At 52.2% G+C, this 24,859-nt stretch carries 20 protein-coding genes, 1 tRNA gene, 1 other RNA gene and 4 pseudogenes; 10 read left to right on the top strand and 16 right to left on the bottom strand.

The window, feature by feature from the left end:
• From PACILC2_RS02020 to PACILC2_RS26170, 5 genes and pseudogenes are all read left to right on the top strand, one after another.
• Positions 1 to 517, top strand: a pseudogene (locus tag PACILC2_RS02020) (ATP-dependent endonuclease); the annotation flags it as partial.
• Position 518: 1 nt separating this feature from the next.
• Positions 519 to 1,067, top strand: coding sequence for a UvrD-helicase domain-containing protein (locus tag PACILC2_RS26185; RefSeq protein ID WP_244863164.1), 549 nt, complete (start codon positions 519 to 521; stop codon positions 1,065 to 1,067).
• A 59-nt stretch (positions 1,068 to 1,126) separates the two neighbouring features.
• Positions 1,127 to 1,270, top strand: a complete 144-nt coding sequence (locus tag PACILC2_RS26180; protein WP_307860294.1) for a UvrD-helicase domain-containing protein — start codon at positions 1,127 to 1,129, stop codon at positions 1,268 to 1,270.
• A 47-nt stretch (positions 1,271 to 1,317) separates the two neighbouring features.
• Entirely contained in the window at positions 1,318 to 1,887 is a 570-nt protein-coding gene (locus PACILC2_RS26175) for a 3'-5' exonuclease (protein WP_244863163.1), read from the top strand.
• 82 nt (positions 1,888 to 1,969) lie between these two features.
• Entirely contained in the window at positions 1,970 to 2,455 is a 486-nt protein-coding gene (locus tag PACILC2_RS26170; RefSeq protein ID WP_244863162.1) for a 3'-5' exonuclease, read from the top strand.
• A 565-nt stretch (positions 2,456 to 3,020) separates the two neighbouring features.
• On the opposite strand, the gene PACILC2_RS02010 is transcribed toward PACILC2_RS26170, so the two are convergent.
• On the bottom strand, positions 3,021 to 3,308 hold the full coding sequence (locus tag PACILC2_RS02010) for a nucleotide exchange factor GrpE (protein ID WP_213527121.1): 288 nt from the start codon (positions 3,306 to 3,308) through the stop codon (positions 3,021 to 3,023).
• A gap of 1,111 nt (positions 3,309 to 4,419) precedes the next feature.
• Between PACILC2_RS02010 and PACILC2_RS02005 the strand changes: the two genes are divergently transcribed.
• Entirely contained in the window at positions 4,420 to 5,277 is an 858-nt protein-coding gene (locus PACILC2_RS02005; protein ID WP_213527119.1) for a ParB/RepB/Spo0J family partition protein, read from the top strand.
• A complete protein-coding gene (locus PACILC2_RS02000; protein WP_213527117.1) occupies positions 5,270 to 5,635 on the top strand; it encodes a phage integrase N-terminal domain-containing protein in 366 nt (121 codons plus the stop codon). Before PACILC2_RS02005 ends, PACILC2_RS02000 begins: the two co-directional genes overlap by 8 nt.
• 492 nt (positions 5,636 to 6,127) lie before the next feature.
• Here the strand turns inward: PACILC2_RS02000 and ssrA are convergent.
• From ssrA to PACILC2_RS01950, 10 genes and pseudogenes are all read right to left on the bottom strand, one after another.
• Positions 6,128 to 6,495: a transfer-messenger RNA gene (gene ssrA, locus PACILC2_RS01995) on the bottom strand.
• 191 nt (positions 6,496 to 6,686) lie between these two features.
• Complete coding sequence (smpB, locus tag PACILC2_RS01990) at positions 6,687 to 7,163, bottom strand: SsrA-binding protein SmpB (RefSeq protein ID WP_062489393.1); 477 nt, start codon at positions 7,161 to 7,163, stop codon at positions 6,687 to 6,689.
• A gap of 410 nt (positions 7,164 to 7,573) precedes the next feature.
• Positions 7,574 to 10,222 (bottom strand): ribonuclease R, encoded by a 2,649-nt coding sequence (gene rnr, locus PACILC2_RS01985; RefSeq protein WP_213527127.1) that lies wholly within the window; start codon positions 10,220 to 10,222, stop codon positions 7,574 to 7,576.
• A gap of 220 nt (positions 10,223 to 10,442) precedes the next feature.
• A complete protein-coding gene (gene secG / locus PACILC2_RS01980) occupies positions 10,443 to 10,679 on the bottom strand; it encodes a preprotein translocase subunit SecG (RefSeq protein WP_213527114.1) in 237 nt (78 codons plus the stop codon).
• Between the two features lie 341 nt (positions 10,680 to 11,020).
• Positions 11,021 to 12,312, bottom strand: a pseudogene (gene eno / locus PACILC2_RS01975) (phosphopyruvate hydratase).
• A 46-nt stretch (positions 12,313 to 12,358) separates the two neighbouring features.
• A pseudogene (gene gpmI / locus PACILC2_RS01970) lies at positions 12,359 to 13,896 on the bottom strand (2,3-bisphosphoglycerate-independent phosphoglycerate mutase).
• Position 13,897: 1 nt separating this feature from the next.
• The gene (gene tpiA / locus PACILC2_RS01965; protein WP_062489401.1) at positions 13,898 to 14,650 is read right to left on the bottom strand and encodes a triose-phosphate isomerase; all 753 of its coding nucleotides are present in this window, start codon (positions 14,648 to 14,650) and stop codon (positions 13,898 to 13,900) included.
• 33 nt (positions 14,651 to 14,683) lie between these two features.
• Positions 14,684 to 15,919, bottom strand: a complete 1,236-nt coding sequence (locus PACILC2_RS01960; RefSeq protein ID WP_213527125.1) for a phosphoglycerate kinase — start codon at positions 15,917 to 15,919, stop codon at positions 14,684 to 14,686.
• Between the two features lie 118 nt (positions 15,920 to 16,037).
• Positions 16,038 to 17,042 (bottom strand): type I glyceraldehyde-3-phosphate dehydrogenase, encoded by a 1,005-nt coding sequence (gap, locus tag PACILC2_RS01955; protein WP_062489406.1) that lies wholly within the window; start codon positions 17,040 to 17,042, stop codon positions 16,038 to 16,040.
• A gap of 85 nt (positions 17,043 to 17,127) precedes the next feature.
• On the bottom strand, positions 17,128 to 18,168 hold the full coding sequence (locus tag PACILC2_RS01950) for a sugar-binding transcriptional regulator (RefSeq protein ID WP_213527123.1): 1,041 nt from the start codon (positions 18,166 to 18,168) through the stop codon (positions 17,128 to 17,130).
• Positions 18,169 to 18,365: 197 nt separating this feature from the next.
• Here PACILC2_RS01950 and PACILC2_RS01945 point away from each other — a divergent pair.
• The 3 genes from PACILC2_RS01945 (at position 18,366) to sda (ending at position 19,756) form a co-directional block, all read left to right on the top strand.
• Positions 18,366 to 18,440: transfer RNA gene (locus tag PACILC2_RS01945), tRNA-Arg, on the top strand.
• A gap of 161 nt (positions 18,441 to 18,601) precedes the next feature.
• On the top strand, positions 18,602 to 19,183 hold the full coding sequence (clpP, locus tag PACILC2_RS01940; protein WP_062496362.1) for an ATP-dependent Clp endopeptidase proteolytic subunit ClpP: 582 nt from the start codon (positions 18,602 to 18,604) through the stop codon (positions 19,181 to 19,183).
• Positions 19,184 to 19,465: 282 nt separating this feature from the next.
• Positions 19,466 to 19,756 carry a sporulation histidine kinase inhibitor Sda gene (gene sda, locus PACILC2_RS01935; protein WP_082654990.1) on the top strand — a complete coding sequence of 97 codons (291 nt, stop codon included), beginning with the start codon at positions 19,466 to 19,468 and terminating at the stop codon, positions 19,754 to 19,756.
• 218 nt (positions 19,757 to 19,974) lie between these two features.
• Here sda and PACILC2_RS01930 read toward each other — a convergent pair whose 3' ends face one another.
• From PACILC2_RS01930 to PACILC2_RS01910, 5 genes and pseudogenes are all read right to left on the bottom strand, one after another.
• On the bottom strand, positions 19,975 to 20,244 hold the full coding sequence (locus PACILC2_RS01930) for an HPr family phosphocarrier protein (protein ID WP_062496364.1): 270 nt from the start codon (positions 20,242 to 20,244) through the stop codon (positions 19,975 to 19,977).
• Positions 20,245 to 20,369: 125 nt separating this feature from the next.
• Positions 20,370 to 21,297 (bottom strand): annotated as a pseudogene (gene whiA, locus PACILC2_RS01925) (DNA-binding protein WhiA).
• Positions 21,298 to 21,303: 6 nt separating this feature from the next.
• Positions 21,304 to 22,290: a gluconeogenesis morphogenetic factor MgfK gene (gene mgfK, locus PACILC2_RS01920; RefSeq protein WP_213527112.1), complete on the bottom strand. Its 987-nt coding sequence runs from the start codon at positions 22,288 to 22,290 to the stop codon at positions 21,304 to 21,306.
• 11 nt (positions 22,291 to 22,301) lie between these two features.
• Entirely contained in the window at positions 22,302 to 23,189 is an 888-nt protein-coding gene (rapZ, locus tag PACILC2_RS01915; protein WP_062489413.1) for an RNase adapter RapZ, read from the bottom strand.
• 85 nt (positions 23,190 to 23,274) lie between these two features.
• Complete coding sequence (locus PACILC2_RS01910) at positions 23,275 to 24,225, bottom strand: ROK family glucokinase (RefSeq protein ID WP_213527109.1); 951 nt, start codon at positions 24,223 to 24,225, stop codon at positions 23,275 to 23,277.
• Between the last annotated feature and the right edge of the window lie 634 nt (positions 24,226 to 24,859).

Below are 24,859 nucleotides of genomic sequence, written 5' to 3'. Positions count from 1 at the left end.
GTTTGATGCAACGCTAGTGAGTGGTTTTAGAGAAGAAATCCTTACTGAAGCCGAGCTTGAACAATTTGACGAATATTCAATGGAACCAGAATGGATAACTTCGATGAATAATTTCTGGTTACCTAGACTGATGGAAGATAAATATAACGTCTTTTTTTCGGCTCCTTTGGATTTAGATTTCCTTATGCTCGAATCATTTCCTTATGCGTATAAAGAAACAGTACCTAGGGGACCTAGCATTCCCAGCCGTGCTAAGTTTCCTGATGAGTATGCGAAAAAAATTAAAGGTGGCATTATTGCAACATTAAAAAGTGAGAATGCAACAGGCCTCACTTATACAGAAGAGCAGCAAGAGCTAATGGTTTGGTATAATACGTTATTTCTCGGGAGAAGTAAACCAAGCACGCATATTGAAGCATTATTAAAAATTAATGATGAAGACTTGATTAATAATATGCCTCAACTTTTTATAAAGCTTGTTGAGAGAGTGAAAGAATTACTGAAAAAGGAAGAGTAAAATGTCGTATGTCAATCCAGAGAACTGGATACCTTCGGAAGGAATTATTTTAGAACCAGCAGCAACAGTAGCTGTTAAATCAGAATTAAACACGATAATTTTAGCAGGTCCGGGTGCGGGGAAAACTGAATTATTGGCTCAACGGGCTTGTTATTTATTACAAACAAATTTATGTCCATCCCCACAAAAAATCCTAGCTATTAGTTTTAAGACCGACGCGGCAGAAAACCTAAGAAAAAGGGTTGAGCTTAGATGTGGAAAAGAGCTTTCTGCGAGATTTGAATCTAGAACATACGATTCGTTTGCTAAACAACTTTTAGATCGTTTTAGATTAGGGATACCGGATGCATATCGTCCTGCGAAAGATTATCATATAGCAACCACCTCAAGAGAAATACAAGATATTGCAGTTGGTTTTATAAAAGAACGTCATCCTAATAGTCCTGATTGGCCACATGAAATTAACTTTAATTTATTATTTAGACGACTATCAGAGGATGGATTGCCCTTTTTGAAGACGGGGAAGATATTTACACATGGGTTTTGGTAAGACTTTGGGATGTCTTAGTGCATGGTAGAAAAGGTCTTCAGAGCACGCTCACTTTTCCCATGATATCAAAACTCGCAGATTATTTGTTAAAGACTAATCCAATGATTAAAAAGGCACTTCAATTAACATACAGTCACGTGTTTCTAGACGAATTCCAAGATACGACCTCCGTACAATATGAGTTAGTTAAAACTATTTTTTAGGTAGCTCAGCAATATTTACAAGTGTAGGGGATGATAAACAACGAATTATGAGCTGGGCCGGTGCACTACCGGATTCTTTTGAACGATTTAAACAAGATTTCGATGCAGTCCAAATTGAATTAACACAGAACCATAGGTCCGCCCCCAGACTCATTGAAATTCAAAATGTATTTGCCAAAATCATCAATCAGAATTCGATTGATGCTACGGTCTCTAACCAACACAGCGATCAAGAAGGAAAATGTGAAGTATGGAGTTTTCAAACTCACATAGATGAAGCTATTTTTGTGGCTTCAAATATTGTCAAGAGAATTCAACAAGAGAATATGACTCCACGGGATGTTTGTATACTAGTAAAGCAACACGAGCACATTTATGCTAAGGCTGTTATTCATGAGTTGGAAAAACGGGGTGTGGGCGCTAGAATAGAAAAAGAGTACCAGGATTTGCTGACTGAAGAGTGTGTACAGCTTGTTTTAGATTATATAGATTTGGCAACGAAGGAAAAATCCCATGATACATGGGTAAGAGTATCAGAAATGTTAGCTTTTGCGAGTGGGTATGATCCTGATCAAGATCATCAACAAAATATTAACAATGGAATCAGAGCTTCATGATTTCCTTTTACAACTAAGGGGAAACTTAAACCAATTAAGAGTTGACGAGGACTTATGCAGGCAGCAGTTAAGCGAAATTGTTATGGAGATCATATCCTTTATCGGTCAAGAAAAGCTCTTTCGATTATATCCGAAATATGCCAGAGGATCATACTTCAAAGAGCTATTGAATAATACTATTGAAAAATTAACTAGTGCATATATAAAACACCGGGATTGGAGCAGCACTATTGCTGATTTTTTAGGATTGTATAGTGTGCCTATAATGACAATCCATAAAAGTAAAGGGTTAGAGTATGATACTGTCATATTTCTCGGGTTAGAAGACGATGCATTTTGGTCTTTTCAATCTCAGACGCATCAAGATTTGTGTGCATTTTTTGTTGCATTATCACGAGCTAAAACCCAGTGCTTCTTTACTTTCAGTAAATCAAGAGAAGTGTTACGCTTTAGAGATCTCCAGGTAAGAGTTCAAACAAATAACAATATTTCTTCCCTATATCAATTGCTTCATAGCGCCAGGGTTGACATTAAAAATATTACAGATATTAAAGAGTGCGTAATGTAAAAAATGAGTCTGTAAAGAATTTTGTGTGAACACTCCAGAAGTAACGTTGGGAATCTTTGGGTTAAATGGCGCCGATTTGACCCGGAGAGAAAACGAGAGCTACAGCAGGATTTGTCCACAGTTTTGGACTCAACCGATCCAGTAGCTAGTAACATCCTTTCAGTTAGAGCATCTTGAGTAAGAATTCGTCTGTTGAAAAGATGCTTTTTCCTGTCGTTACTTTACGTAGTTGACGATGGTAGCTTTTCAAAGCCACGGAGTTTTGATGAAAATCAAAGCCTGTGGCTTTTTTACATAGATTTGATTGGCCGTCTGACTGTCGATGATAGCCATACTCTCCCCCCAAAGATCGCTTGCCTGTCGCGGATGGCTGGAAAAAGCGGAGAAAAGCAAGGAGACCGGACTACAAGTCACCCATCCGGGCTTGGTCAAACCTCAGGAGTTGAGAAGCACATTCTCGGCAGTTAGACCTTGGGACTGATGCTAAGGCTGACGCCGTTCGTTTCTTACCATTGGTCAAAACTCGTGATATAACACACTCGTTATGTGCCGTCATTTCATTCCGTCACATCGTCTTGATTCCATCATTTTTCCTTTTCAATCGATCACGTAAATGTCCGACATAAATTGAATTAGGATCATTCGGATTATACTTGCGATTTATTGCACGTTCAAACTCATCGATTAACATTGCAAAATCATGTACATTCGGTTCAAGCCCAAAGGTACGCTTCATATCACGGTAATGACGAAAAAAAACGCCCTTTGCCTGTTCACTTGAATAACCTATTCGCTGCAGCTCACAAATCACCGCTTGAGCATAATGTCTATTCATCTCGCGACGGCTCGTCATCCCCCATCCTCCCTTTGGACTCCGCTACTTAACCCAATTATAACCAAATAAAGCGAACCTCGAGTAAGGTTTGACGCCTCTCGAGGATCGCTCTTTTGGTAGTGTTCACTTGTTTCAGGTAGAAACATCCATATAATAGCATGTCTTTTAAGAAAATACACCTGTTATGTTCCAATACGGATGGAAAAAATCCTTGTATTAGAGCAACTGAAATTTTGAAAATGATCATAACAAGGACCACCTGTAACTCGAAATATGTGTAAATTCAAACTCGCAAAATCCCATTCATTTCATAGCCCACAATTACAAGGAAACATTAGGTGACCTTTGGGTGACCTTGAGGTGACTTAAAGTCACTTTTGGGTGACCCAAAGGTCACCTCTGGGTCACTCTATCATTTGTGTTGACTTCTGGAAGAAAAGTGGGTTAAACTACTTCTATACCGTAGATGTAACTTTTATTCCTAGCCTGATGCATGCGCAAAGCAGGCCATTCTAATTCCTAATTTTTTTAACCACTTATTCAGACCGACCGATGGTCTGTTCTTTTCCAATCTGATGATAATCAGCATAAAATGAAAGGCCCGATTTGGGTAGTGATGCATTCACTTTCCTAAATCGGGCTTTTTTTATTATTCAAAGCCACGAAGTTTTGATGAAAATCAAAGCCTGTGGCTTTTTTACATAGATCTGATTGGCCGTCTGACGGATTTTGCAAGTCGGTGATAGCCATACTCTCCCCCCAAAGATCGCTTGCGATCGCGGATGGCTGGAAAAAGCGGAGAAAAACGAGGAGACCGGACTATAAGTCACCCATCCGGGCTTGGTCGAACCTCAGGAGTTGAGAAGCACATTCTCGGCAGTTTAGACCTTGGCACTGACGCTAAGGCTGACGCCAATACTCACCTACTACTCATTCAAAGCTTTGCTCTTAGAAAACCCGCTTCTTACAAACAGAAATGAGATGGAACACATTTATTGTTTTCAAACCCTTACCCCGCTTCTGTTTGTAGAGCTTTATATAGATGCTGACGACTGAGAATCCACGAGGATAATGGATTCCACTAATGTCACAAGTATGTCCAATTTCAATAAGGAGGTAAAAGTCGATTATGGACCAATCACACGAATTTAGAAAAATTGACGATTTATCGGAACATCCACTGTACCATGCATACTATCCAGCAGTTTCTGAATCCACCATCCAAAGGTTCATTGCCGCAATTCAACAATCCAATTACATCAGTCCGCTCATCATAACGTCGGAAAATGTCATTCTCGACGGCCACCATCGCTATTGGGCAGCCAAACGAATGGGAATCGAAACCTTACCGGTAACAGTTAAAAAGATTCCAGAGGAGGAAGCGAACTACCTTTTAACAACATACAACTGTGCAAGAAACAACACTAGGGCAGAGAAAATATTTCTAGCAAAACGAATTAAAGCGGCTATGGAGTATCACGGCATTAAACCAGGACCGAAAAAGTGCCAAGATGGCATAAAAGTAACTGCCGATGATATCGCGAAAATGTTCGATATGTCCCGTAGAAAAATGTTTCGGGTTTTAAAGCTCCTGGATATCATTCCAGAACTACAAAATAAATATAGGAAAAAAGAGATTGGGATTCGATCGGTTGAAAAAATTGCAAATGAACTCGATGAACAACAACAAAAGACACTTTATTTGAAGATAATCAATCAAAAATTGAAAGAAGAAGACTTATCTCTCCTCATTGATGAAATACATGATGAAGCAACCTCGAGGTCCGAAGCACCATACTCACTTTCAACGAAAGTAACCAGTAAGAAAACGAGAGTGATAAAGGACGCAGAAAAAGATCTTAAAAAGCTTCATGAAAAGGTCGTTCTTCATACACAAATATTCAAAGAAAATCCGACAGCTGTGCATTTGATTTTATCGGGGTTGGAGGAAATAAAGCGTGAATTGGAGGGGATCAGCCTTGGGTAAAACCACGCCCGAAGTCCAGGTCGAAAAAGTCTTCAAGCATATTCGCCAGCTAAGCTTTAAATCGCGCACCCGCTACAAAATCTCATGCCTGGTTTTCGCCAATTTTTTGAGTGAACGATTTAAGCTGCAAAACATCCGCAACATTTCCGATAAGCATCTCGCTTCATATGTATCTTTCCGCCAAAGTGAGGGGATTTCCTCTAAAACGATCAAGAACGACTTAAGTGCTGTCCGATTCCTTCATTCGAAAATCGATTCACCTCGATTCCAGCTTTCATCAAATGAGGAGCTTTTTGAACAGTTCGAAGTAGTGATTGATCAGACCTCATCCCAGGGAAACCGGGCATGGACTAATTGAAGAATATATCAACTTTATTAATATCGCCGTCCAATAACACGTCTCCCCCTTATCAGACGAGGAGATAAATTAGTTTTTATCCAGAGTTAGAGACAAAATTGAAACGGAAGAAGGAATAGTGAAAAGATCATACAAAAAAGGCCAGACCATTGTAATGAACAATTTAACCTGGCACGGACTACTCTATTCTTACATTCAGGATAGGGTGAGACAACTGCAATCGTCGGGTTTTACCGGTGAAGAACTAAAGCGGATACTATCCAAAGAAATCGGCCACGAGAGAACGAACGTCATTGATATTTATGCCGGTAGGGATTTTTCCTATGTTTAAAGGTACTTTACTACATCCCATCTATGATTTCAGCCGCATCGGATTCCCGATGCGGCTGTGATTATTTATCATGTAGTAGCTCTTTCAGCATCTGCTCATACTTCAAACATGCCCTAAAAACGCAGAAAGGACACCTATCACGGTGTCCCTACTGATGGTATTGGTGGAGGCGAGGGGAGTCGAACCCCTGTCCGAAGATAACGCCACACAGGCTTCTACGGGTGTAGTGACAGTTTTGATGTCACCCTAAAGCCGCCCCGACACCGGCTGCTTTTCGGGTCAGCCTGATTGTCTTCTTCAGCCAGCCCCAGGCGGAGACTGGACAGCGTATCCCACTAAAGTTGAGCCCTTAGCCCGCCACATGGGCGATGGAGGGTAAGAGCCTGGAGGCCGTTATTAGGCGGCCAGAGCCAGAGGTTGTTGTTGTTGTTTGCCGTTTAAATTTGGCTTCCGCGTTGTTGAAGCAGCCGCAGCCCTACTACCCGCTACCCATGCTCGAACTATCCCCGTCGAATCCAAAAACGCCCCCGAATGGATAAGAGTACGATCAGAATCGTACAATATTATTATAACACAGCCGCGACATCCGTGCGCAGCTTGTTGCTGGCAAACGTATCGATTCATGGCAATACCGCCAATGCTCTTACGCCTCAATTCGAATACGAAGTTGCAGCGCCACCAAACGTCGGGTGGAATAACCCACACTGGGTCGGCCAGCCGTCACACTTTTTGTTTCTCCCGCAGCGCTCGCTGGATGGCGCGCTGAGCGTCGCGTTTGGCTGCCGTCTCGCGCTTGTCGTACAGCTTTTTCCCTTTGCCGAGCCCGATCAGCACTTTCGCATACCCGTTTCGCACGTAAATCTTCAACGGCACCAGCGAGTAGCCTTCCTGCTTCGACTGCCCCAGCAGCTTGTGAATCTGCGATTTGTGCAGAAGCAGTTTGCGCGCGCGCGTCGGATCGGTCGGATTGTGACGATTTCCTTGTTCGAACGGACTGATATGCAGATTGTGAAGGAAAATCTCGCCGTTGCGGATCGTGGCGAACGCGTCGTTCAGATTGGCCTTTCCTTTGCGAAGCGATTTGATTTCCGTCCCCATCAGCACCATGCCCGCTTCGTATGTCTCTTCGATAAAGTAGTCATGGGACGCCTTTTTGTTCTGCGCCAGCGGCTTGTCTTCCTGATTTTTCTTTCCCATGCCGTCTCCCCCTCTACCTATCGAAAATCTGCGACCTTACCGTTTGCCTAAATCAATCAGCGCTGCGACATTTGCCCCTATATCGAACAGTCCGGTCAAGTTTTGATTGTATCAAAAAAGAGCCTCACAAATCAAGAACACGGAACCCCCGTCATCAACCGTTAAAATGTTAGCGAATGGGATCGGAACACTCCGTTAGCCATGTAAAATGCAATTGATGCGCACCCATCCCCAGCTTATCAGTGAAAGTGGCCAGTTCAACAAAAAATCATCACCACACACTCGCAACGCCTGTCCCCGGTGGACGCCAGCCCCGAAGAAGCATTAGTTGTCCGGGACAGCTAAGCCTCTTCGGGTGACAACATAGGCTACAACAACATAGAAGCGATCTGACGGCTGCATCCGCCGCCTTACTTCCGCTTCTTGCGGACGAACGCCGCCGTACCGTTGCCGGCGCCGCCCCGCTTCTTCTTGCGCGGCTTCGCCCCGGCCCCGGCGGCCGCGCCGCCCCCGCCGTCGCCGACGAAAATCCCCGTCGGCGACGTCTTCTTGCGGCGGGATGCACCGCTCCCCGCCGCCGCACGGCCGCCGCGCGGCGCGCCGTTCCGGCCGCGCGCGGCGCCGCTGCGTGGGCTGCCCGGAATCGGCAGCCCCCACATATCCTTGCGCACCTCGCCATCGCCATGGCTCGGGTGCGCATCCTCGCCGAGGCCGGCCTCCCGCGCCCCGGCCTCGGACAACGGCTCGCGCTGCGCCTCATCCGCCGCAGCGGCATCCCCGCCGCGCCTATTCTTGCGCGGCTTCCCTCCGCGTGCGGGCGCTTCGCCCCTGCCCGCATCGCGGCCGTATCGCCCGCCGCCGGCAGCGCCGCGGCGGCCGCCCTTGCGCGAGCCGCCGTAGCCCGCTTCGGCGTAGCCGCGATAACGGCCGCGCGGCCGGACGTCGACCATCTCGAAATCGATCGTATAGTCGTCCATGTTGACGCGCGCCACGCGGATGCGCACCTCGTCGCCGATCCGGTACACCTTCGAGGTGCGCTCGCCGATCAGCACCATATGCAGCTCATCGAAATGATAATAATCGTCGGCCAGGCTGCTGAGGCGGATAAGCCCTTCGACCGTATTGTCCAGCTCCACGAACATGCCGAAGCTGGTAACGCCGCTGACGATGCCGTCAAATTCCTCGTCGATCTTATCCAGCATGTACTCGCATTTCTTCATCCGCTCCGTATCCCGCTCCGCGTCAACCGCCACACGCTCCCGCTCCGACGATTGCTGCGCAATGTCCGGCATCCTCGCGGCCAGCGCATCGATGCGATGCTCCGGCAGCATCCCGCCGTTCTCCAGCACCTCGCGGATAATCCGGTGAATGACGAGGTCCGGATAACGGCGAATCGGCGACGTGAAATGGGTGTAAAACTCAGCCGCGAGCCCGAAATGCCCGAGGCTTTCCGCCGCGTACTTCGCCTGCTTCATCGAGCGGAGCAGCATCGTCGAAATGACCGTCTCTTCCTTCGCACCGCGAATTTCCTCGAGCAGCGACTGCAGCGCACGCGGATGGATCGAATTGCTCTTCCCTTTCACCACATAGCCGAAATTGGAAGCAAACTGCAGGAAGTGCAGCAGCTTTTCGCTGTCCGGCTCCTCGTGGATCCGGTACAGAAACGGCAGGCGCAGCCAGTGAAAATGTTCCGCGACCGTCTCGTTCGCCGCCAGCATAAACTCCTCGATAATCTGCTCGGCGACCGATCGTTCCCGCTTGACGATATCGACCGCTTTGCCTTGTTCATCGACGATGACCTTCGCTTCCTGAAAATCGAAATCGATCGCGCCCCGCTGCATCCGCTTGCGGCGAAGCTTCATCGCGAGCTCTTCCATCAGCCGGAACATGTCGATCAGCCCGGCATACCGTTCCATCAGCTCGGTCTCCGGCTCCTCTTCCGTCGCGGTCAGTATGCGGCGCACATTCGTATAAGTCATCCGTTCCGTCGTCCGAATGACGCTCGTATAAATATCGTGCCGCACCCGCTTCAACGTCTTCCCGTCGAATTCCATTTCGCACGACAGCGTCAGCCGATCCACCTTCGGATTGAGCGAACAGATGCCGTTCGAGAGCCGGTGAGGCAGCATCGGAATGACCCGGTCGACGAGGTAAACGCTGCAGCCCCGCCGGTACGCTTCCTGATCGAGCGCCGATTTCTCCTTCACATAATAGCCTACATCGGCAATATGGACACCGAGCACATAGTTTCCGTTGTCCAGCCGTTCCACATGAACCGCGTCGTCAAGATCCTTGGCATCTTCGCCGTCGATCGTCACAATGACTTTGTTCCGCAAATCCCGGCGACCCTGGGCGGCGATTTCATCTTCCGATATTGTGTCGGGCACCGCATCCGCCTCTGCCAGCACTTCCTCCGGAAAAGCTTCCGGCAGCTGATGCTTGCGGATCACCGACAAAATGTCGACCCCCGGATCGTCCTTATGGCCGAGAATCTCCACAATTTCCCCTTCGGCGGCCGTCCGTTTGCCTTCCGGGTATTTCACGATGCGGACGACGACCTTCTGCCCCGTTACCGCTCCGCCAAACGATCCCTTCGGAACGAAAATGTCTTTCTGAATCCGTTTGTCATCCGGAATAACAAATCCGTAATATTCATGGTTGTCGAACGTGCCGACGATTTCTTTCACGGCCCGCTGCACAATTCGGACAACCTCGCCTTCCATCCGTCCTCCGCCTTCGCTTTTGGACGTGATCCGAACAAGCACCGTATCCCCGTTCATGGCGCCTTTCAAATCATTGGCATGAATATAGACATCCGGGTGCTCGTCGTCATCCGTCAGCAGAAAGGCAAACCCTTTCGGATGCGACTGCAGCTTTCCGCGAAGCAAATTCATCCGCTCCGGCACGCCGTAGCGGTCATTGCGGGTCCGTATAATTTGCCCTTCTGCTTCCAGCCGGTTCAACTGCTGCAGAAACGCTTTAAATTCGCCGGCATCCTGAATGCCGAAATGCTGCTCCAACTCCTGATACGTCATCGGCTTGTATGCCGTCTCCCGCATAAACTCCAGCACATCGCGCTCCGTAATCGTCAATCTTCTCCCACCTCGTCGGCGCAGCCTGAATCTTGACGAGTCGAAGGCGGCTGCGCTTATTCATCGCTACTTTTTATAAATGTACATATACCATTCAGTATATACGAAATCGCCACCGCGCAACCGTCTGCCGCCATTCGCCATAAAAAAAGCGGGGATGCATCCCCGCTTTCCGCTTATATTTACATTAGGATTTCACCAAATACGCGACGGACAGCGAAAGGATAAAGAAGCCGACCGCCAGCACGACCGTCAAACGCTGTAAAAGCAAATCGAGCCCTCGAGCTTTCTGCTTGCCGAACAGATGCTCCGCACCGCCGGAAATCGCACCAGACAACCCTGCGCTTTTTCCTTTTTGCAGCAGGACGACCGCAATCAGACCAACCGAGAACACGATGAGCAAAATTTTCAGAAATACTTCCATTTTCCCACCTCCCGCGCAGGAGCTGCGCAAACACGTTCCTTCCCGGGCCTTCGGAGATAGCTCCGCAGCGCCGAAAACAGCAAGTTTATTGTATCATACCGTCCGCATGAATACAATAGCTTGCCCCTTCCGGCAGAATCCCGCCGAGCTCGTATTCCTTGCCCTGCTCCATAGCACCCCGAAATGCTTCGATTCAAAGCGTAAATACTTCGCCTCATCAAATGTTTACGTCGTGATTCATCGCGCTTCTACGGCAATCCGCCGCAACTGCAAAAAGCCGGCGCCCTGCAGAAGGGCGCCGGCCGTTATTCCGTCCCGCATATAGCGGGCGTACCGGACGATTATTTAAAGTTTTTCAGGTTGTAGAACGCCGACTTGCCCGCATATTGCGCCGACGATCCGAGACGGTCCTCGATGCGCAGCAGCTGGTTGTACTTCGCTACGCGGTCCGTGCGGGACGGCGCGCCGTTTTGATCTGGCCGGCATTGGTCGCGACGGCGATGTCCGCGATCGTGCTGTCTTCGCTTTCGCCGGAGCGATGCGACACAACGGCGGTGTAACCGGCACGTTTGGCCATTTCGATCGCGTCGAACGTTTCGGTCAGGGTGCCGATTTGGTTAACTTTAACGAGAATGGAGTTGCCCACGCCTTTCTCGATGCCGTCGGCCAGACGTTTCGTGTTCGTCACGAACAGGTCGTCGCCGACAAGCTGTACGCGGCCGCCCAGTTTCTCGGTCAGCAGCTTCCAGCCTTCCCAGTCGTCCTCGGAACAGCCGTCCTCGATCGTGATGATCGGGTACTTATCCACCCAGGAGGCGAGCAGGTCGACGAATTCCGCGGACGTGAACGACTTGCCTTCGCCTTCCAGATGATATTTGCCGTCCTTGTAAAATTCCGTGGAAGCGACGTCCATGCCCAGGAACACGTCCACGCCCGGCTTGTACCCGGCGCGCTCGATCGCGGCGATAATCGTCGTGATCGCTTCTTCGTTCGACCCGAGGTTCGGAGCGAATCCGCCTTCGTCGCCGACAGCCGTGTTCAGTCCTTTGTCCTTCAATACCGATTTCAGGTTGTGGAAAATTTCCGCGCCGATCCGGAGCGCTTCCTTGAAGCTCGATGCGCCGACCGGCAGAATCATGAACTCCTGCACGTCGATATTGTTGTCGGCATGCTCGCCGCCGTTGACGATGTTCATCATCGGCACCGGCAGCACTTTGGCGTTGAAGCCGCCGAGGTAAGCGTACAACGGAATGCCGAGCGCATCAGCTGCCGCGCGGGCTACGGCCATCGAAACGGCCAGAATCGCGTTGGCGCCGAGCTTGCCTTTGTTCGGCGTGCCGTCGAGCTCGATCATTTTGCGGTCGATCAGCGCTTGGTCGAATGCGTCAAGGCCGATAATTTCCGGCGCGATGACGGTATTGACGTTTTCTACCGCCTTCAGCACCCCTTTGCCCAAATAACGGCCTTTGTCGCCGTCGCGCAGCTCGACAGCCTCGTAAGCGCCGGTCGAAGCGCCGGAAGGCACGATCGCGCTGCCTTTGCCGCCGGATTCGAGGGTCACTTCCACTTCTACCGTCGGGTTGCCGCGGGAATCAAGCACTTCGCGGGCATAAACATCAACAATGAGGGACATAGATTGGACACTCCTTTATTTAGATATTCGCCGGATCGAGGCTCGGTTATCGTTTCAGCAAGCTGGAACCCGTCATTTCTTCAGGCTTGGCGATGTTCATCAGCTCCAGCATCGTCGGGGCGATATCGGCCAGAATGCCGCCTTCGCGGAGCTTAAGGCCGGTCTTGGTGACGATAAACGGCACCGGATTCGTCGTGTGCGCCGTATGCGGACGGCCCATCTCGTCAGTAATCATATCCGCGTTGCCGTGGTCGGCCGTAATGAGACAGATGCCGCCTTGCGCCAGCACCGCTTCCACCACTTTGCCCAGACATTCGTCCGTCGCTTCCACCGCCTTGATCGTCGGTTCCAGCTTGCCGGAATGGCCGACCATGTCGGGGTTGGCAAAGTTCAGAATGATCGCGTCATGGCGTCCCGCCTCGATTTCCTTGACAGCGGCGTCCGCCACTTCGTAAGCGCTCATCTCCGGCTTCAGGTCATAGGTGGCCACCTTCGGCGAAGGGATGAGAATGCGCGTCTCGCCGGGCAGTTCCACGTCCCGTCCGCCGCTGAAGAAGAACGTGACATGCGGATATTTCTCCGTCTCGGCAATGCGCAGCTGCCGCTTGCCGTGCTGGACAAGCACTTCGCCGAACGTATTGTCGAGATTTTTCGGTTTGTAAGCGACGTAGCCGCCCACCGTCTCGCTAAACAGCGTCAGGCAGACGTAATGCAGATTTTTCGGATATGCCGGTCCCCGGTCGAAGCCCTGGAAATCTTCGTTCGTGAAGACCTGCGAAAGCTGAATCGCCCGATCGGGCCGAAAATTGAAGAAAATGACCGAATCTTCGGATTCAACCAGTCCGACCGGCTTGCCGTCCTCGCCCACGATAACCGTCGGCATGACGAATTCATCATATACCGATTTCTCGTACGATTCAACTACGGCTTGAATCGGATCGGTATATTTCGGGCCTTCTCCGTAGACCATCGCGCGGTACGATTTCTCCGTCCGTTCCCAGCGCTTGTCGCGGTCCATCGCATAGTACCGGCCCTGCACCGTCGCAATCCGTCCGACGCCAAGCTCGGCGATCTTCTGCTGCAGGTTTTCGAGATAGCCTTTGGCGCTGTCCGGCGCGACGTCGCGGCCGTCCAGGAAAGCATGGATGTATACGTCCTGCAGGTTTTCCCGCTTCGCCAGTTCAAGCAGCGCGTACAGATGCTCGATATGGCTGTGTACGCCGCCGTCGGAAAGCAAGCCGTACAGATGCAGCTTTTGCCGTTCTGCTGCGCATGGCGAACGGCCGCCAGCAGCGTTTCGTTTTCGAAAAATTCGCCTTCCCGGATCGACTTGCTGATGCGGGTCAAATCCTGGTAAACGATCCGTCCGGCCCCGATATTGAGATGGCCGACTTCCGAATTGCCCATCTGGCCTTCCGGAAGCCCGACCGCCTCGCCGCAAGCGGTCAGGGTCGTATGCGGATAAGTCGACCAGTAGCGGTCAAAGTTCGGCTTTTTCGCCTGGGCGACGGCGTTGCCCTGCGTCTCCTCGCGCAGCGCGAAGCCGTCGAGAATGATTAGCGCGACCGGTTTCGGTGCCGACATCTTACTTCGCCCCCTCGATCAGCTGAACATAAGAGGCGGGCTCCAGGCTGGCGCCGCCGACCAATGCGCCGTCGATGTTCGGCTGGCCCAGATATTCCGCCACGTTGGCCGGCTTCACGCTGCCGCCGTACTGAATCCGGATCGCGTCGGCCGTCGATTGTCCGAACAGATCCTTCACGACCGAACGGATATAGGCGATTACATCCTCGGCATCCGCCGCGGTCGATGATTTGCCGGTGCCGATCGCCCAGATCGGCTCGTAGGCGATGACGACTTCAGCCGCTTGCGCCGCACTCAGTCCTTGGAGCGCGCCTTCGGTTTGCACCCGGCAGACTTCCTTCGTCTGGCCCGCTTCGCGTTCTTCCAGCTTCTCGCCAACGCATACGATCGGCGTCAGGCCGTGCCGGAATGCGGCATGGACTTTCTTGTTGACGATTTCATCGGTTTCTCCGAAATACGCCCGCCGCTCGGAATGTCCGACGATGACGTACTTGACGCCGAGCTCCTTCAGCATGCCGCCGCTGATTTCGCCCGTATAGGCGCCGCTGTCCTCATAGTGGACGTTTTGCGCCCCGATGGCGATCGTCGTTCCTTCGGCCGCTTTGACAAGCGAGGGCAGCGCGGTGAACGGCGCGCAGATGACGCTTTCCACGCCGTCGATTTCGGCCTTCCCTTTCACCTCGGCCAGGAAGCTTACCGCTTCGGACGAGGTTTTGAACATTTTCCAATTCCCTGCGATAATCGGTTTTCTCACAGCCGGAATCCCTCCTTCAGATTTGCCCGCCCCTTACTTGTCGTTCAGCGCGACGACGCCCGGGAGCGCCTTGCCTTCCATGAATTCAAGCGATGCGCCGCCGCCGGTCGAAATATGGTCCATCTTGTCCGCCAGCCCGAATTTTTCCGCCGCAGCCGCGGAGTCCCCGCCGCCGATCACGGTATAGGCTTCCGTTTCCGCGCATGCGCGCGCAACCGCCTGCGTGCCGTGGGAGAACGGTTCGATTTCGAATACGCCCATCGGGCCGTTCCATACGACCAGCTTGGACGAACGGATGACGTCGGCGTAAATTTCCCGCGTCTTCGGTCCGATATCGATCGCTTCCCAGTCGGCCGGGATGCTGTCGATGCTGACGACCCGGGTATTGGCGTCGGCGCTGAAATCGTCGGTCACGACGACGTCGACCGGAAGCAGGAACCGTTTGCCGGCGGCTTTCGCTTTCTCGATAAAGCCGAGAGCCAGATCCAGCTTTTCGTTGTCCACGAGCGATTTGCCGATTTCGTAGCCTTGCGCTTTGAAGAATGTATAAGAGAGGCCTCCGCCGATGATGATGTTGTCGGCAATCTCGATCATTTTGTTGATGACGTCGATTTTGTCCTTCACTTTGGAACCGCCGATAATCGCCGTGAAAGGACGTTCCGGATTGGAGAGCGCTTTGCCGAGGATCGTCAGCTCTTTCTCCATCAGCAGGCCGGATACGGCCGGAAGATGATGCGCGATTCCTTCTGTCGAAGCATGCGCGCGGTGGGCGGCGCCGAATGCGTCGTTGACGTACAGGTCGGCCAGCTTGGCGAAGCCTTTGGCCAGTTCCGGATCGTTCTTCTCTTCTCCGGGGTAAAAGCGGACGTTCTCAAGCAGCAGCACATCGCCGTCGTTCATCGCCGCGATTTTCGCTTCCACCGCTTCGCCTACCGCTTCGTCGGCTTTCGCGACCGGACGGCCAAGCAGCTCGGAAAGCCACTGCGCGACAGGCGTCAGGCGCAGTTCTTCCACCACCTGTCCTTTCGGACGGCCCAGATGGGAAGCGAGAATCACTTTGGCGCCGCGTTCGATCAAATATTGAATCGTCGGCAGCGTCTCGCGGATGCGGGTATCGTCGGTAATGCGGCCGTTTTCCAGCGGAACGTTAAAATCGACGCGGACAAACACGCGTTTGCCGGACACTTCTACGTCGCGGACACTTTTTTGTTCATCGGTTGACCTCCTGGTAATCAGTAATTCGAATGCTGCCGGCACAGATCCGGTCATACGCGAAGAAGTGACCTGGGATGAGCCCCGAGTCACTTCTTCTCCCCCTCCGAGCGCATCGGGGCTTCATTAGCGGGCGCCCTGACAGGCCGGGGTGCGGGGGTACCATGTTAGCGGATTACAGACCTTTCGATGCGATGTAAGCGGCCAGATCAACGACGCGGTTGGAATAACCCCATTCGTTGTCGTACCAGGAAACGACTTTCACCATATTGCCTTCCACGACCATCGTGGACAGCGCGTCGATCGTGGACGATGCCGGGTTGCCGTTGTAGTCGCTGGAGACGAGCGGCTCTTCCGAGTAGGCGAGAATGCCTTTCAGCGGGCCTTCGGCAGCTTCTTTCAGCGCCGCGTTCACTTCGTCGACCGTAACGTTCACTTTCAGCTCGGCAACCAGGTCGGTAACCGACACGTTCGCCGTCGGCACGCGCATCGCCATGCCGTTCAGCTTGCCTTTCAGCTCCGGCAGTACGAGCGAGACGGCTTTCGCGGCACCCGTCGTGGACGGAATGATGTTCTCTGCGGCGGCACGGGCGCGGCGCAGATCTTTGTGCGGCAGATCGAGCACGTTCTGGTCGTTCGTGTAGGAGTGAACCGTCGTCATCATCCCTTTGACAATGCCGAATCTGTCATTGAGCACTTTCGCAAAAGGCGCCAGACAGTTCGTCGTACACGACGCGTTGGAGATAACGGTGTGGGCTTGCGGATCGTATTTGTCTTCGTTGACGCCCATCACGATCGTAATATCTTCGTTCGTTGCCGGAGCGGAAATGATAACTTTCTTCGCGCCGCCTTTCAGGTGAAGTTCGGCTTTTTCCTTCGCGGTGAAGATACCGGTCGATTCGACAACGATTTCGGCGCCGTACTCGGCCCAGGGCAGGTTTTCCGGATTGCGCTCCGCGAATACTTTGATTTCGCGGCCGTTTACGATCAGCGCGCCTTCTTTCGCTTCAACCGTAGCATCAAGCCGGCCATGAGTCGTGTCGTATTTCAGCAAGTGAGCCAGCGTTTTCGTATCCGTCAGGTCGTTGACGGCTACGACTTGCACATCGCTGCGGTTCAGCGCAGCACGGAATACGTTGCGGCCGATCCGGCCAAAACCGTTAATCCCTATTTTCACCATTTCACATCTTCCTCCTGTGTGGTTCAAATATATTTCAAGACGATTGCCGGCATCGATGTCAACTGCTTGCCGTAAACCGTCATGATCACTCCCGCTCCTCCGCATCGATAAGAGCAGCAATTTCCTTCGCCGCAGCTTCGTCTGTCACCAGCACGTCGTCGTGTCCGAACTTCATGACGGCGGCGATCGCTTCCGCCTTGCTGCGGCCTCCGGCGACCGCGATGACGACTTCCGTCGTCATAATGTCTTCCAGCCGCAAACCGGCGGTCAACATTTTGTGCACGACCGAGCCGTTGCGGTCGAAATAGTAGCCGAACGCCTCGGCAAGCGCCCCATCCGCCTTAAGCGCCTCGACGACGGAATCGTCCACCCGCCTGCGCCGCGCCATGACCATTGCATCCCCGATGCCGTGCACGACGATGCGGGCGCTGCGGATCACTTCCACGATTTCGCGGACGTTGGGCTCTTGCATGAGCGACAAATACGCTTCTTCGCCGAGATGATCGGGCACATGAAGCAGCCGGTATTGGGCGCCGGTGCGCTTCGCCATCGTGGAAGCGATCGTGTTCGCCTGATAATCCAGACTTTCACCCAGTCCGCCCCGCGCCGGCACGAACCAGTTGCTCTTGAGCGGCGTTGGCGACGAGAACTGATTGGCTACCTGCGCGAGCGTCGAACCGCCCGTAACCGCGACGACGTCGTCTTTGCCGAGCGCCTTGCGCAGCGCCTGACAGCCCGCTCTTCCCAGCTCCCGCTTCGTTCGGGGTGACGCCTCCGAATCGCCGGGGACGATTACGACCTGCTTCAGGTCGAAATGTCGGCGAATCTTCTCTTCCAGCTCCGAGAGACCGAACATCGTCCGGAACAGCGGCTCCAGCTCTTCGAGCAGACGTCTGCCCGCATCCGTAATCCGCATGCCGGATGAATGGATTTCAAGCAGTCCCTGCGCCTTCAGAAAATCCGTTTCCGCCCGGAGCACCCGCTCCGTCATCGACAGCGACGTCGCCAGCGTCCTGCGGCCGATCGAGTCGGACAACATGACCTGGTGCAGCACCCGATACCGCTTTTTCATCCGGTCCATCAAATCCGGCACGAGCTGCTGCTGCAGATCGAGAAGTTCTCGCATCGTCATCGCTCAACTCCATGGACGCAATACGTCCCACATAAACATTTTAAGTCCCACCTTTATTGTAGCGAAAAGCTTGATCTCACGCAAGTCAACATATGTTCCCTTTTTCGAATCATGAAAACCAAAATTTAATTTAAAAATGGACTTGCTTTATTCTTCTCCATGTCATATAATAAATTTCGCTATTACAAAATGCGCCCGTGGTCCAATGGATATGACGTAGGCCTCCGGAGCCTGAGATCGAGGTTCGATTCCTCGCGGGCGCGCCATAATATCACCATGCACACTCATCAAGTATTGCCGAAATTGCAAAGTTATCGGCTTTTTTGTTGCAAATGGTTTGACCATCTTTGACTTTTAAGGCGGTTTTCGCTATGATGGTGTTACGCTTACCAATATCGCCACTTGTAGAGGAGGAAAACGTATGGATATGAACTTCGTACCGATGGTCATCGAACAGAGCAACCGCGGCGAGCGCGCTTACGATATTTACTCTCGCCTGCTCAAGGACCGCATTATTTTCCTCGGCACGCCGATCAACGATGTAGTGGCCAATTCGATTATTGCCCAAATGCTGTTCCTGGCCGCGGACGATCCGGACAAGGATATCAACCTTTACATCAACAGTCCGGGCGGTTCGATCACATCGGGAATGGCCATATACGACACGATGCAATATATCAAGCCGGACGTTTCGACGATTTGCGTCGGCATGGCCGCTTCGATGGGCGCGTTCCTGCTGGCGGCCGGCGCGAAGGGCAAGCGTTATGCGCTCCCGAACAGCGAAGTGATGATTCACCAGCCGCTTGGCGGCGCCGAAGGACAAGCGACGGATATCGAAATCCGTGCCCGCCGCATTCTGAAAATGCGCGACAAGCTGAATGCCATCCTGGCAGAGCGGACCGGACAGCCGCTGGAACGAATCGAAAAGGATACCGATCGCGATTACTTTATGAGCGCCGAAGAAGCGCTGGCGTATGGAATCGTGGACAAAGTGATTGAGAAAATTTAACCTGGTCCGGGCACGGTTGTGCCTGACGACGAAACCTCCAAGCCGCTTGAGTAGAGGCCGGCCTGGAGGTTTTCTTTTTATTCCCGCATCCGCTCCGCGTATATCACAATTCATCTGATTTGTCAAGAAGAATTCAACCCTCCGAATTCCCCACCATCTTTCATCCATATCATGGTAAGATAGTCGTAGCAATACCAACAACATGATGTTTCCGAACCATTCGTGCCGTGGGAACGGCCCCATCGGCCGAAGCCCCAATCTTAATGTGTGGAGTTGCCGATAATGAAATTGATTAATCCGTTATTTTCGACCCGAAAGAGAACGCAATCGATTTCCCGCTCTCTTGGCAGAGACGAGCATCTGATCGGTTATCAGGAGCCGCAATCCGCTTCCGGGGATGGTTTTCTTCCCATGCAGGATAAGACGATGCTGCTGCGTCCTTTGAACGATACGCATTTGCTGGAAGTGTACAAGGAAGCGAAGGCCATGCAGCTCTCGGAGGAGTTCATCCGATTGATCGAGGTTGCGTTGCAGCAACGCAACATTCCGCTTGACAAGTCGACCGGCGCATAAGAATAGGCAGGCGCCGACATCATCGCTGACCCAGCCGTCCAGGAATAACCGGACGGTTCTTTGCCTTGTCTGCGTATTTCAATTCAGCAGCTTTTGTAAATAACAACAGGGCGGTTAGCCGTCAGATTAGACGTACCGCCCTGCAGTATCGTATCGCTTTAGCCAGGCATGGCAAAAAAAAGCTCCAGAGGAGCTTTTCCCGCATTGGTCAGAAGACTTTACTGATTCTCCAATTCTTCTTTGCTTACAAGGTTGACTAAAGCGGTTACAGCTTGCTCTGCGTCCGAACCTTCTGCGCTGATGTAGACTTCGGTTCCGGAACTGATAGCCAGACTCATAATGCCCATAATCGATTTGGCATTTACTTTCTTATCGTCTTTCTCGACGAACACCTCGGAAGAAAACTTGTTTGCTTCCTGGACGAATAACGCTGCCGGTCTCGCATGAAGTCCCGTCTTCAACCGCACAACAACCGGTTGCCTTGTTATCATCACAACACCCCCTAAACATATTCAACAGGAACCGATGTTCCATGAGGAAACACCGGTTTCCAGACATAATAAATGAGATTTCCGCTTTACTATTATACCATTGTCGCCACCAGGATTAAAGTTCAGCCATTCCGGATTTTTTCAGCCATTTCATCGATTTTTCGCAGCCGATGATTGACGCCGGATTTACTTACTTTTCCTTTCAGCAGTTCGCCGACTTCCTTCAAATTGATATCCGGATGCTGCAGCCGGACCATGGCGACTTCTCTCAGTTTTCCGGCAAATTTTCCAATCCGATTTCTTTCTCCAGCAGCCGGATATTATCGATCTGCCTGACGGCCGCTCCAATCGTCTTGTTCAAATTCGCCGTCTCGCAGTTGACGATCCGGTTAACGGAATTGCGCATATCCCGCATGATGCGGACATCCTCGAATTTGAACAGCGCTTGATGTGCGCCGATAATATTGAGCAGCTCGATTATTTTTCGCCTTCTTTAATATAGAAGATAAACCCTTTTTTCCGCTCGATGCAGCGGGCGTTCAGATGGAACTTGTTCGCCAGCTCGACAAGCGCCTTGCAGTGCTCTTCATACATCGAAGAAATCTCGAGGTGGTAGGAGGAGCCCTCCGGATTGTTTACCGAACCTCCCGCCAGAAAGGCGCCGCGCAAGTACGATCTTTTGCAGCAGCCTTTACGTATCATTTCCTTATCGATACCCTGATTAAACATAAAACTTTCCGAAATGATCCGCAATTCGCTCAAGATTTCCTGAACTTTGGCCGGAATGCGCACAATGTAGACATGTTGTTTTTTGAGCCTCATCTTTTTGCGCACGAGCAGCTCGGTATGAACGTCAAAATGCTTTTTGATCAACGTGTAGATCCGCCGCGCGATAGCGGCATTTTCTGTCGATATATCCAGAATTACTTTACGGCTCGACAGCTGCACCGAACCGTTCATCCGGATGAGCGCGGACAGCTCTGCCTTTTCGCAGCACGGGTCGGCTTCTATGAGAGTCAGTTCTTTTTTGGTCTGGGCTGCAAAAGACATCGCTTCTCACCTCTTCCGTAGCATCCAGTTCTCCACCAACTGGTAAATATGATGGCTGAGCCGTGCCGCATCGTGCCGCAAATACGTGCGAAACAGGACAAGCCGGTCGGCGATTACTTTATAGCCCCGCCGCTCGACCTCTTCCAGATCGAGATGAACCGCCTTCGCGCCCTTCTCCGCGTATTTGCTTTGGACTTGCGGAGGAATTTCCCCGTCGTTGACGATCACATAATCGAAAATATGCTGGCCGACATGGTTGTAGACAGCGTCCAGATGATCGCTGACCGCGTAATTGTCCGTTTCGCCGGGCTGCGTCATCACATTGCATACGAATATTTTAACCGCATCGGACTCCGTAATACTTTGCGCGAGCTTCGGCACGAGCAAATTCGGAATAATGCTTGTATACAGGCTGCCCGGCCCGATCAGAATCGCATCGGCGCTGCGGATCGCTTCGACAGCTTCCGCCAGCGGTTCGACATCTTTCGGCTCGATAAAGACGCGCTTGATCGCCTGGCCCGATTTCGGAATGATCGACTCGCCGGTCACGATCGTGCCGTCCTCCAGCTCCGCATGCAAAATAATCGCCTGATTGGCGGCAGGCAGAACCCGTCCCCGTACGGCGAATACGCGGCTTAATTCACGGATGGCGGCGACAAAATCGCCGGTAATATCGGTCATCGCAGCCAGCACGAGATTGCCGAGACTGTGGCCGGCGAGACCTGTACCGTTCTGAAAACGATAACTCAACATTTCCGACATGAGCGGCTCGACGTCCGCGAGCGCTACGAGCACGTTCCGGATATCGCCGGGCGGCGGAATTTGCAGCTCATGGCGCAAAATACCGGAACTGCCTCCGTCGTCGGCAACGGTCACAATAGCGGTAATGTCGAGCGGCTTTTCTTTTAATCCCCTAAGCATGACCGACAGACCGGTACCGCCTCCGATGACGACGATCTGCGGACGTTTGATCGTTTTCTGACCGCTCTCCATGCTTCCTCCCATCAATGCTTGTCGCGGTCGGCGTCGCGATGGCTGACTCGGACCAGCTCCGTATCGCTGCTGCCCAGCGTTCGTCCCAAATATTCCGCGATCGCAACCGAACGGTGCTTGCCGCCTGTGCACCCGATGCCGATTACGACCTGGCTCTTGCCTTCCTTCTTGTACAACGGAATGAGGAATGTCAGCATATCGAGCAGCTTGTTCAGAAAGGTCTGCGTTTCCGGCCACTTCATCACATAATCGTAGACATCCGGATGCTGCCCTGTCTGGGGACGAAGCTGGTCGACGTAATGGGGATTGGGAAGAAAACGGACATCGAATATCAAATCGGCATCGATCGGCACGCCGTATTTGAAGCCGAATGACGTCACATTGACGGAAATGCTGCTTTCGCCCAAATGCGTAAAGCGGGAAATGATTCTCTCCTTCAGCTCCGCCGGTTTCAAATTGCTCGTATCGATAACCTGGGTTGCCCAGCCTTTCAAATCCTCCAGCAAGTGGCGCTCCAGCCTGATCCCTTCCAGCGGCAGGCCGGACGGAGCAAGAGGATGCCGGCGGCGGCTTTCCTTGTAACGCTGCACCAGAACTCCATCCGTCGCATCCAGAAACAATATTTCATAAGGAATGGAGAAATGCTCCTTGATCTGATTCAACGATTCCGAAAGCGCGGTGAAAAATTCCCGGCCCCGCAGATCGATCACAAGCGCCACCTTGCCGATTTTGCCCTTCGATTGGTCGATCAATTCCGCGAATTTCGGAATCAGGATCGGGGGCAAATTATCGACGCAGAAAAAACCGAGATCCTCCAGACTTTGTACGGCGATCGTCTTTCCTGCGCCGGACATGCCTGTAATGATGACAAGTCTCGCCGAATCGGCTGGCGTACTCATTCCTCTCGCCTCCTCCAAACCTGCTGTCCTGTTGAAGAAGGCCGTCCGGCTTCAAACGGCTTGCCGAACGGCCGCGCGACAATCGTTACGACCGCAGAACCAATCCTGCAGCGCCGACAATGCCGGCATTGTTGCCGAGTTGCGCCGGTACGATCTCCACGCCTTCCTGAATGAGGTCCGGCGTAAATTTGCGGAAGACGTCCCGAATTTGATCGAACAGGAAATCGCCGGCTTTCGATACCCCGCCGCCAATAATAAAGCGCTGCGGGTTCAGCACGATAGCAACGGTGGCCATCGATTTGCCTAGATAGAAGGCGGCCCGATTGACGATGCGCGCCGCGACTTCGTCGCCGGCTTTGGCCGCATCGAAGACGTCCTTGGCCATAATGTTCTCGACCGCGGTTAGCGATGTCCGATCGCCCCGCTCAACGGCGTCCTTGGCCATCTTGATAATGCCGGTTGCGGAAGAAACCGTTTCGAGACATCCCATCTTGCCGCAGCCGCACTGAATCGCTTCCAGATCCGGCACAATCGCCATATGGCCCAGCTCACCGGCCATGCCGGCAAAACCTTGTACGATTTTGCCGTCAATGATGATGCCTCCGCCTACTCCGGTACCGAGGGTGTAGCAGACGCAATCGCTTACCCCTTTGCCCGCTCCAGCCCAGGCTTCGCCCAGCGCCGCCACATTCGCGTCGTTATTGATGAATACCGGTTTGCCGAGCGCTTCCTGAACCCGGTCCCGCACTGGCACATTGCGAAGCCCGAGATTCGGGGCGAACTTCATGATGCCGTTCGGTATATCGAGAAATCCGGCAATTCCAATCCCGACCCCTTCCACCTGCTCCCACTGAAAGGGAGACTCGGAGACGATATGTCGGACATAAGCCGCAATGTTGTTCAGAATGGCGTCCGTCCCTTTGTCCGTTTCGGTCGGTCCTTCGTACGTTTGGAGAAGATCGCCGTTTTCGTTGCATATGCCTACCTTGATGGCGGTTCCGCCGATATCGACTCCAACGTAGATTTTCTCAGACATCACATGGCCACCTCGATCGATAAGTTTAAAGCTTCTTCAATCACTATAAGCGAACGGTACCGATAGGTCAAGATAGACACGATGTTCCAAGAAACGGCACAAGTCTTTAGCTCGTGACAGGCGACGCGGCCAAGGCTATATTCGCTCGCGCCACCCCCACCGGATGCCCGATTGCGAACCCCAGGGCTTTATTCACTCACACCGCCCACGCAGGGCAACCGGTTGCGAACCTCCAGGGCTTTATTTACTCACACCGCCCACGCAGGGCGACCGATTGCGAACCCCCCAGGGCTTTATCCACTCACACCGCCCGCGCAGGGCGAACCCCAGGGCTTTATTCACTCACACCGCCCACGCAAGGCGACCGATTGCGAACCTCCAGGGCTTTGTTCACTCACACCGCCCGCGCAGGGCGACCGGTTGCGAACCTCCAGGGCTTTATTCGCTCGCGCCCCCTCCCCCTGCTGTGACTGACACCAGTCCCGAAATTGTTTGTGCTTACTTTACATCGGCTCCGCGGCGGCTGGCATCCGGAAGACAGAAACCCCATAAAATAACAATGCTGCAAAAGTGCAGCTTTTTCGGATGTAAAATAACCAAAACGCGAAAATTCCTGCGATTATACAGTTTTTTT

It is taken from the genome of Paenibacillus cisolokensis (assembly GCF_018403665.1).
GTDB classification, from domain to species: Bacteria; Bacillota; Bacilli; order Paenibacillales; family Paenibacillaceae; genus Paenibacillus_AH; species Paenibacillus_AH cisolokensis.
Note: the sequence above shows the minus strand (reverse complement) of the source record. Positions and strands in the feature narration are given on the sequence as shown.

What these genes read in the sequence shown, in the direction of transcription:
- PACILC2_RS26185 (WP_244863164.1), top strand. Translation starts at nt 519, where the DNA reads ATGTCGTATGTCAATCCAGAGAACTGGATACCTTCGGAAGGAATTATT.
- PACILC2_RS26180 (WP_307860294.1), top strand. Translation starts at nt 1,127, where the DNA reads ATGATATCAAAACTCGCAGATTATTTGTTAAAGACTAATCCAATGATT.
- PACILC2_RS26175 (WP_244863163.1), top strand. Translation starts at nt 1,318, where the DNA reads ATGAGCTGGGCCGGTGCACTACCGGATTCTTTTGAACGATTTAAACAA.
- PACILC2_RS26170 (WP_244863162.1), top strand. Translation starts at nt 1,970, where the DNA reads ATGGAGATCATATCCTTTATCGGTCAAGAAAAGCTCTTTCGATTATAT.
- PACILC2_RS02010 (WP_213527121.1), bottom strand. Translation starts at nt 3,308, where the DNA reads ATGACGAGCCGTCGCGAGATGAATAGACATTATGCTCAAGCGGTGATT.
- PACILC2_RS02005 (WP_213527119.1), top strand. Translation starts at nt 4,420, where the DNA reads ATGGACCAATCACACGAATTTAGAAAAATTGACGATTTATCGGAACAT.
- smpB (WP_062489393.1), bottom strand. Translation starts at nt 7,163, where the DNA reads ATGGGAAAGAAAAATCAGGAAGACAAGCCGCTGGCGCAGAACAAAAAG.
- rnr (WP_213527127.1), bottom strand. Translation starts at nt 10,222, where the DNA reads ATGCGGGAGACGGCATACAAGCCGATGACGTATCAGGAGTTGGAGCAG.
- secG (WP_213527114.1), bottom strand. Translation starts at nt 10,679, where the DNA reads ATGGAAGTATTTCTGAAAATTTTGCTCATCGTGTTCTCGGTTGGTCTG.
- PACILC2_RS01960 (WP_213527125.1), bottom strand. Translation starts at nt 15,919, where the DNA reads ATGACCGGATCTGTGCCGGCAGCATTCGAATTACTGATTACCAGGAGG.
- gap (WP_062489406.1), bottom strand. Translation starts at nt 17,042, where the DNA reads ATGGTGAAAATAGGGATTAACGGTTTTGGCCGGATCGGCCGCAACGTA.
- PACILC2_RS01950 (WP_213527123.1), bottom strand. Translation starts at nt 18,168, where the DNA reads ATGCGAGAACTTCTCGATCTGCAGCAGCAGCTCGTGCCGGATTTGATG.
- clpP (WP_062496362.1), top strand. Translation starts at nt 18,602, where the DNA reads ATGAACTTCGTACCGATGGTCATCGAACAGAGCAACCGCGGCGAGCGC.
- sda (WP_082654990.1), top strand. Translation starts at nt 19,466, where the DNA reads ATGAAATTGATTAATCCGTTATTTTCGACCCGAAAGAGAACGCAATCG.
- mgfK (WP_213527112.1), bottom strand. Translation starts at nt 22,290, where the DNA reads ATGGAGAGCGGTCAGAAAACGATCAAACGTCCGCAGATCGTCGTCATC.
- rapZ (WP_062489413.1), bottom strand. Translation starts at nt 23,189, where the DNA reads ATGAGTACGCCAGCCGATTCGGCGAGACTTGTCATCATTACAGGCATG.
- PACILC2_RS01910 (WP_213527109.1), bottom strand. Translation starts at nt 24,225, where the DNA reads ATGTCTGAGAAAATCTACGTTGGAGTCGATATCGGCGGAACCGCCATC.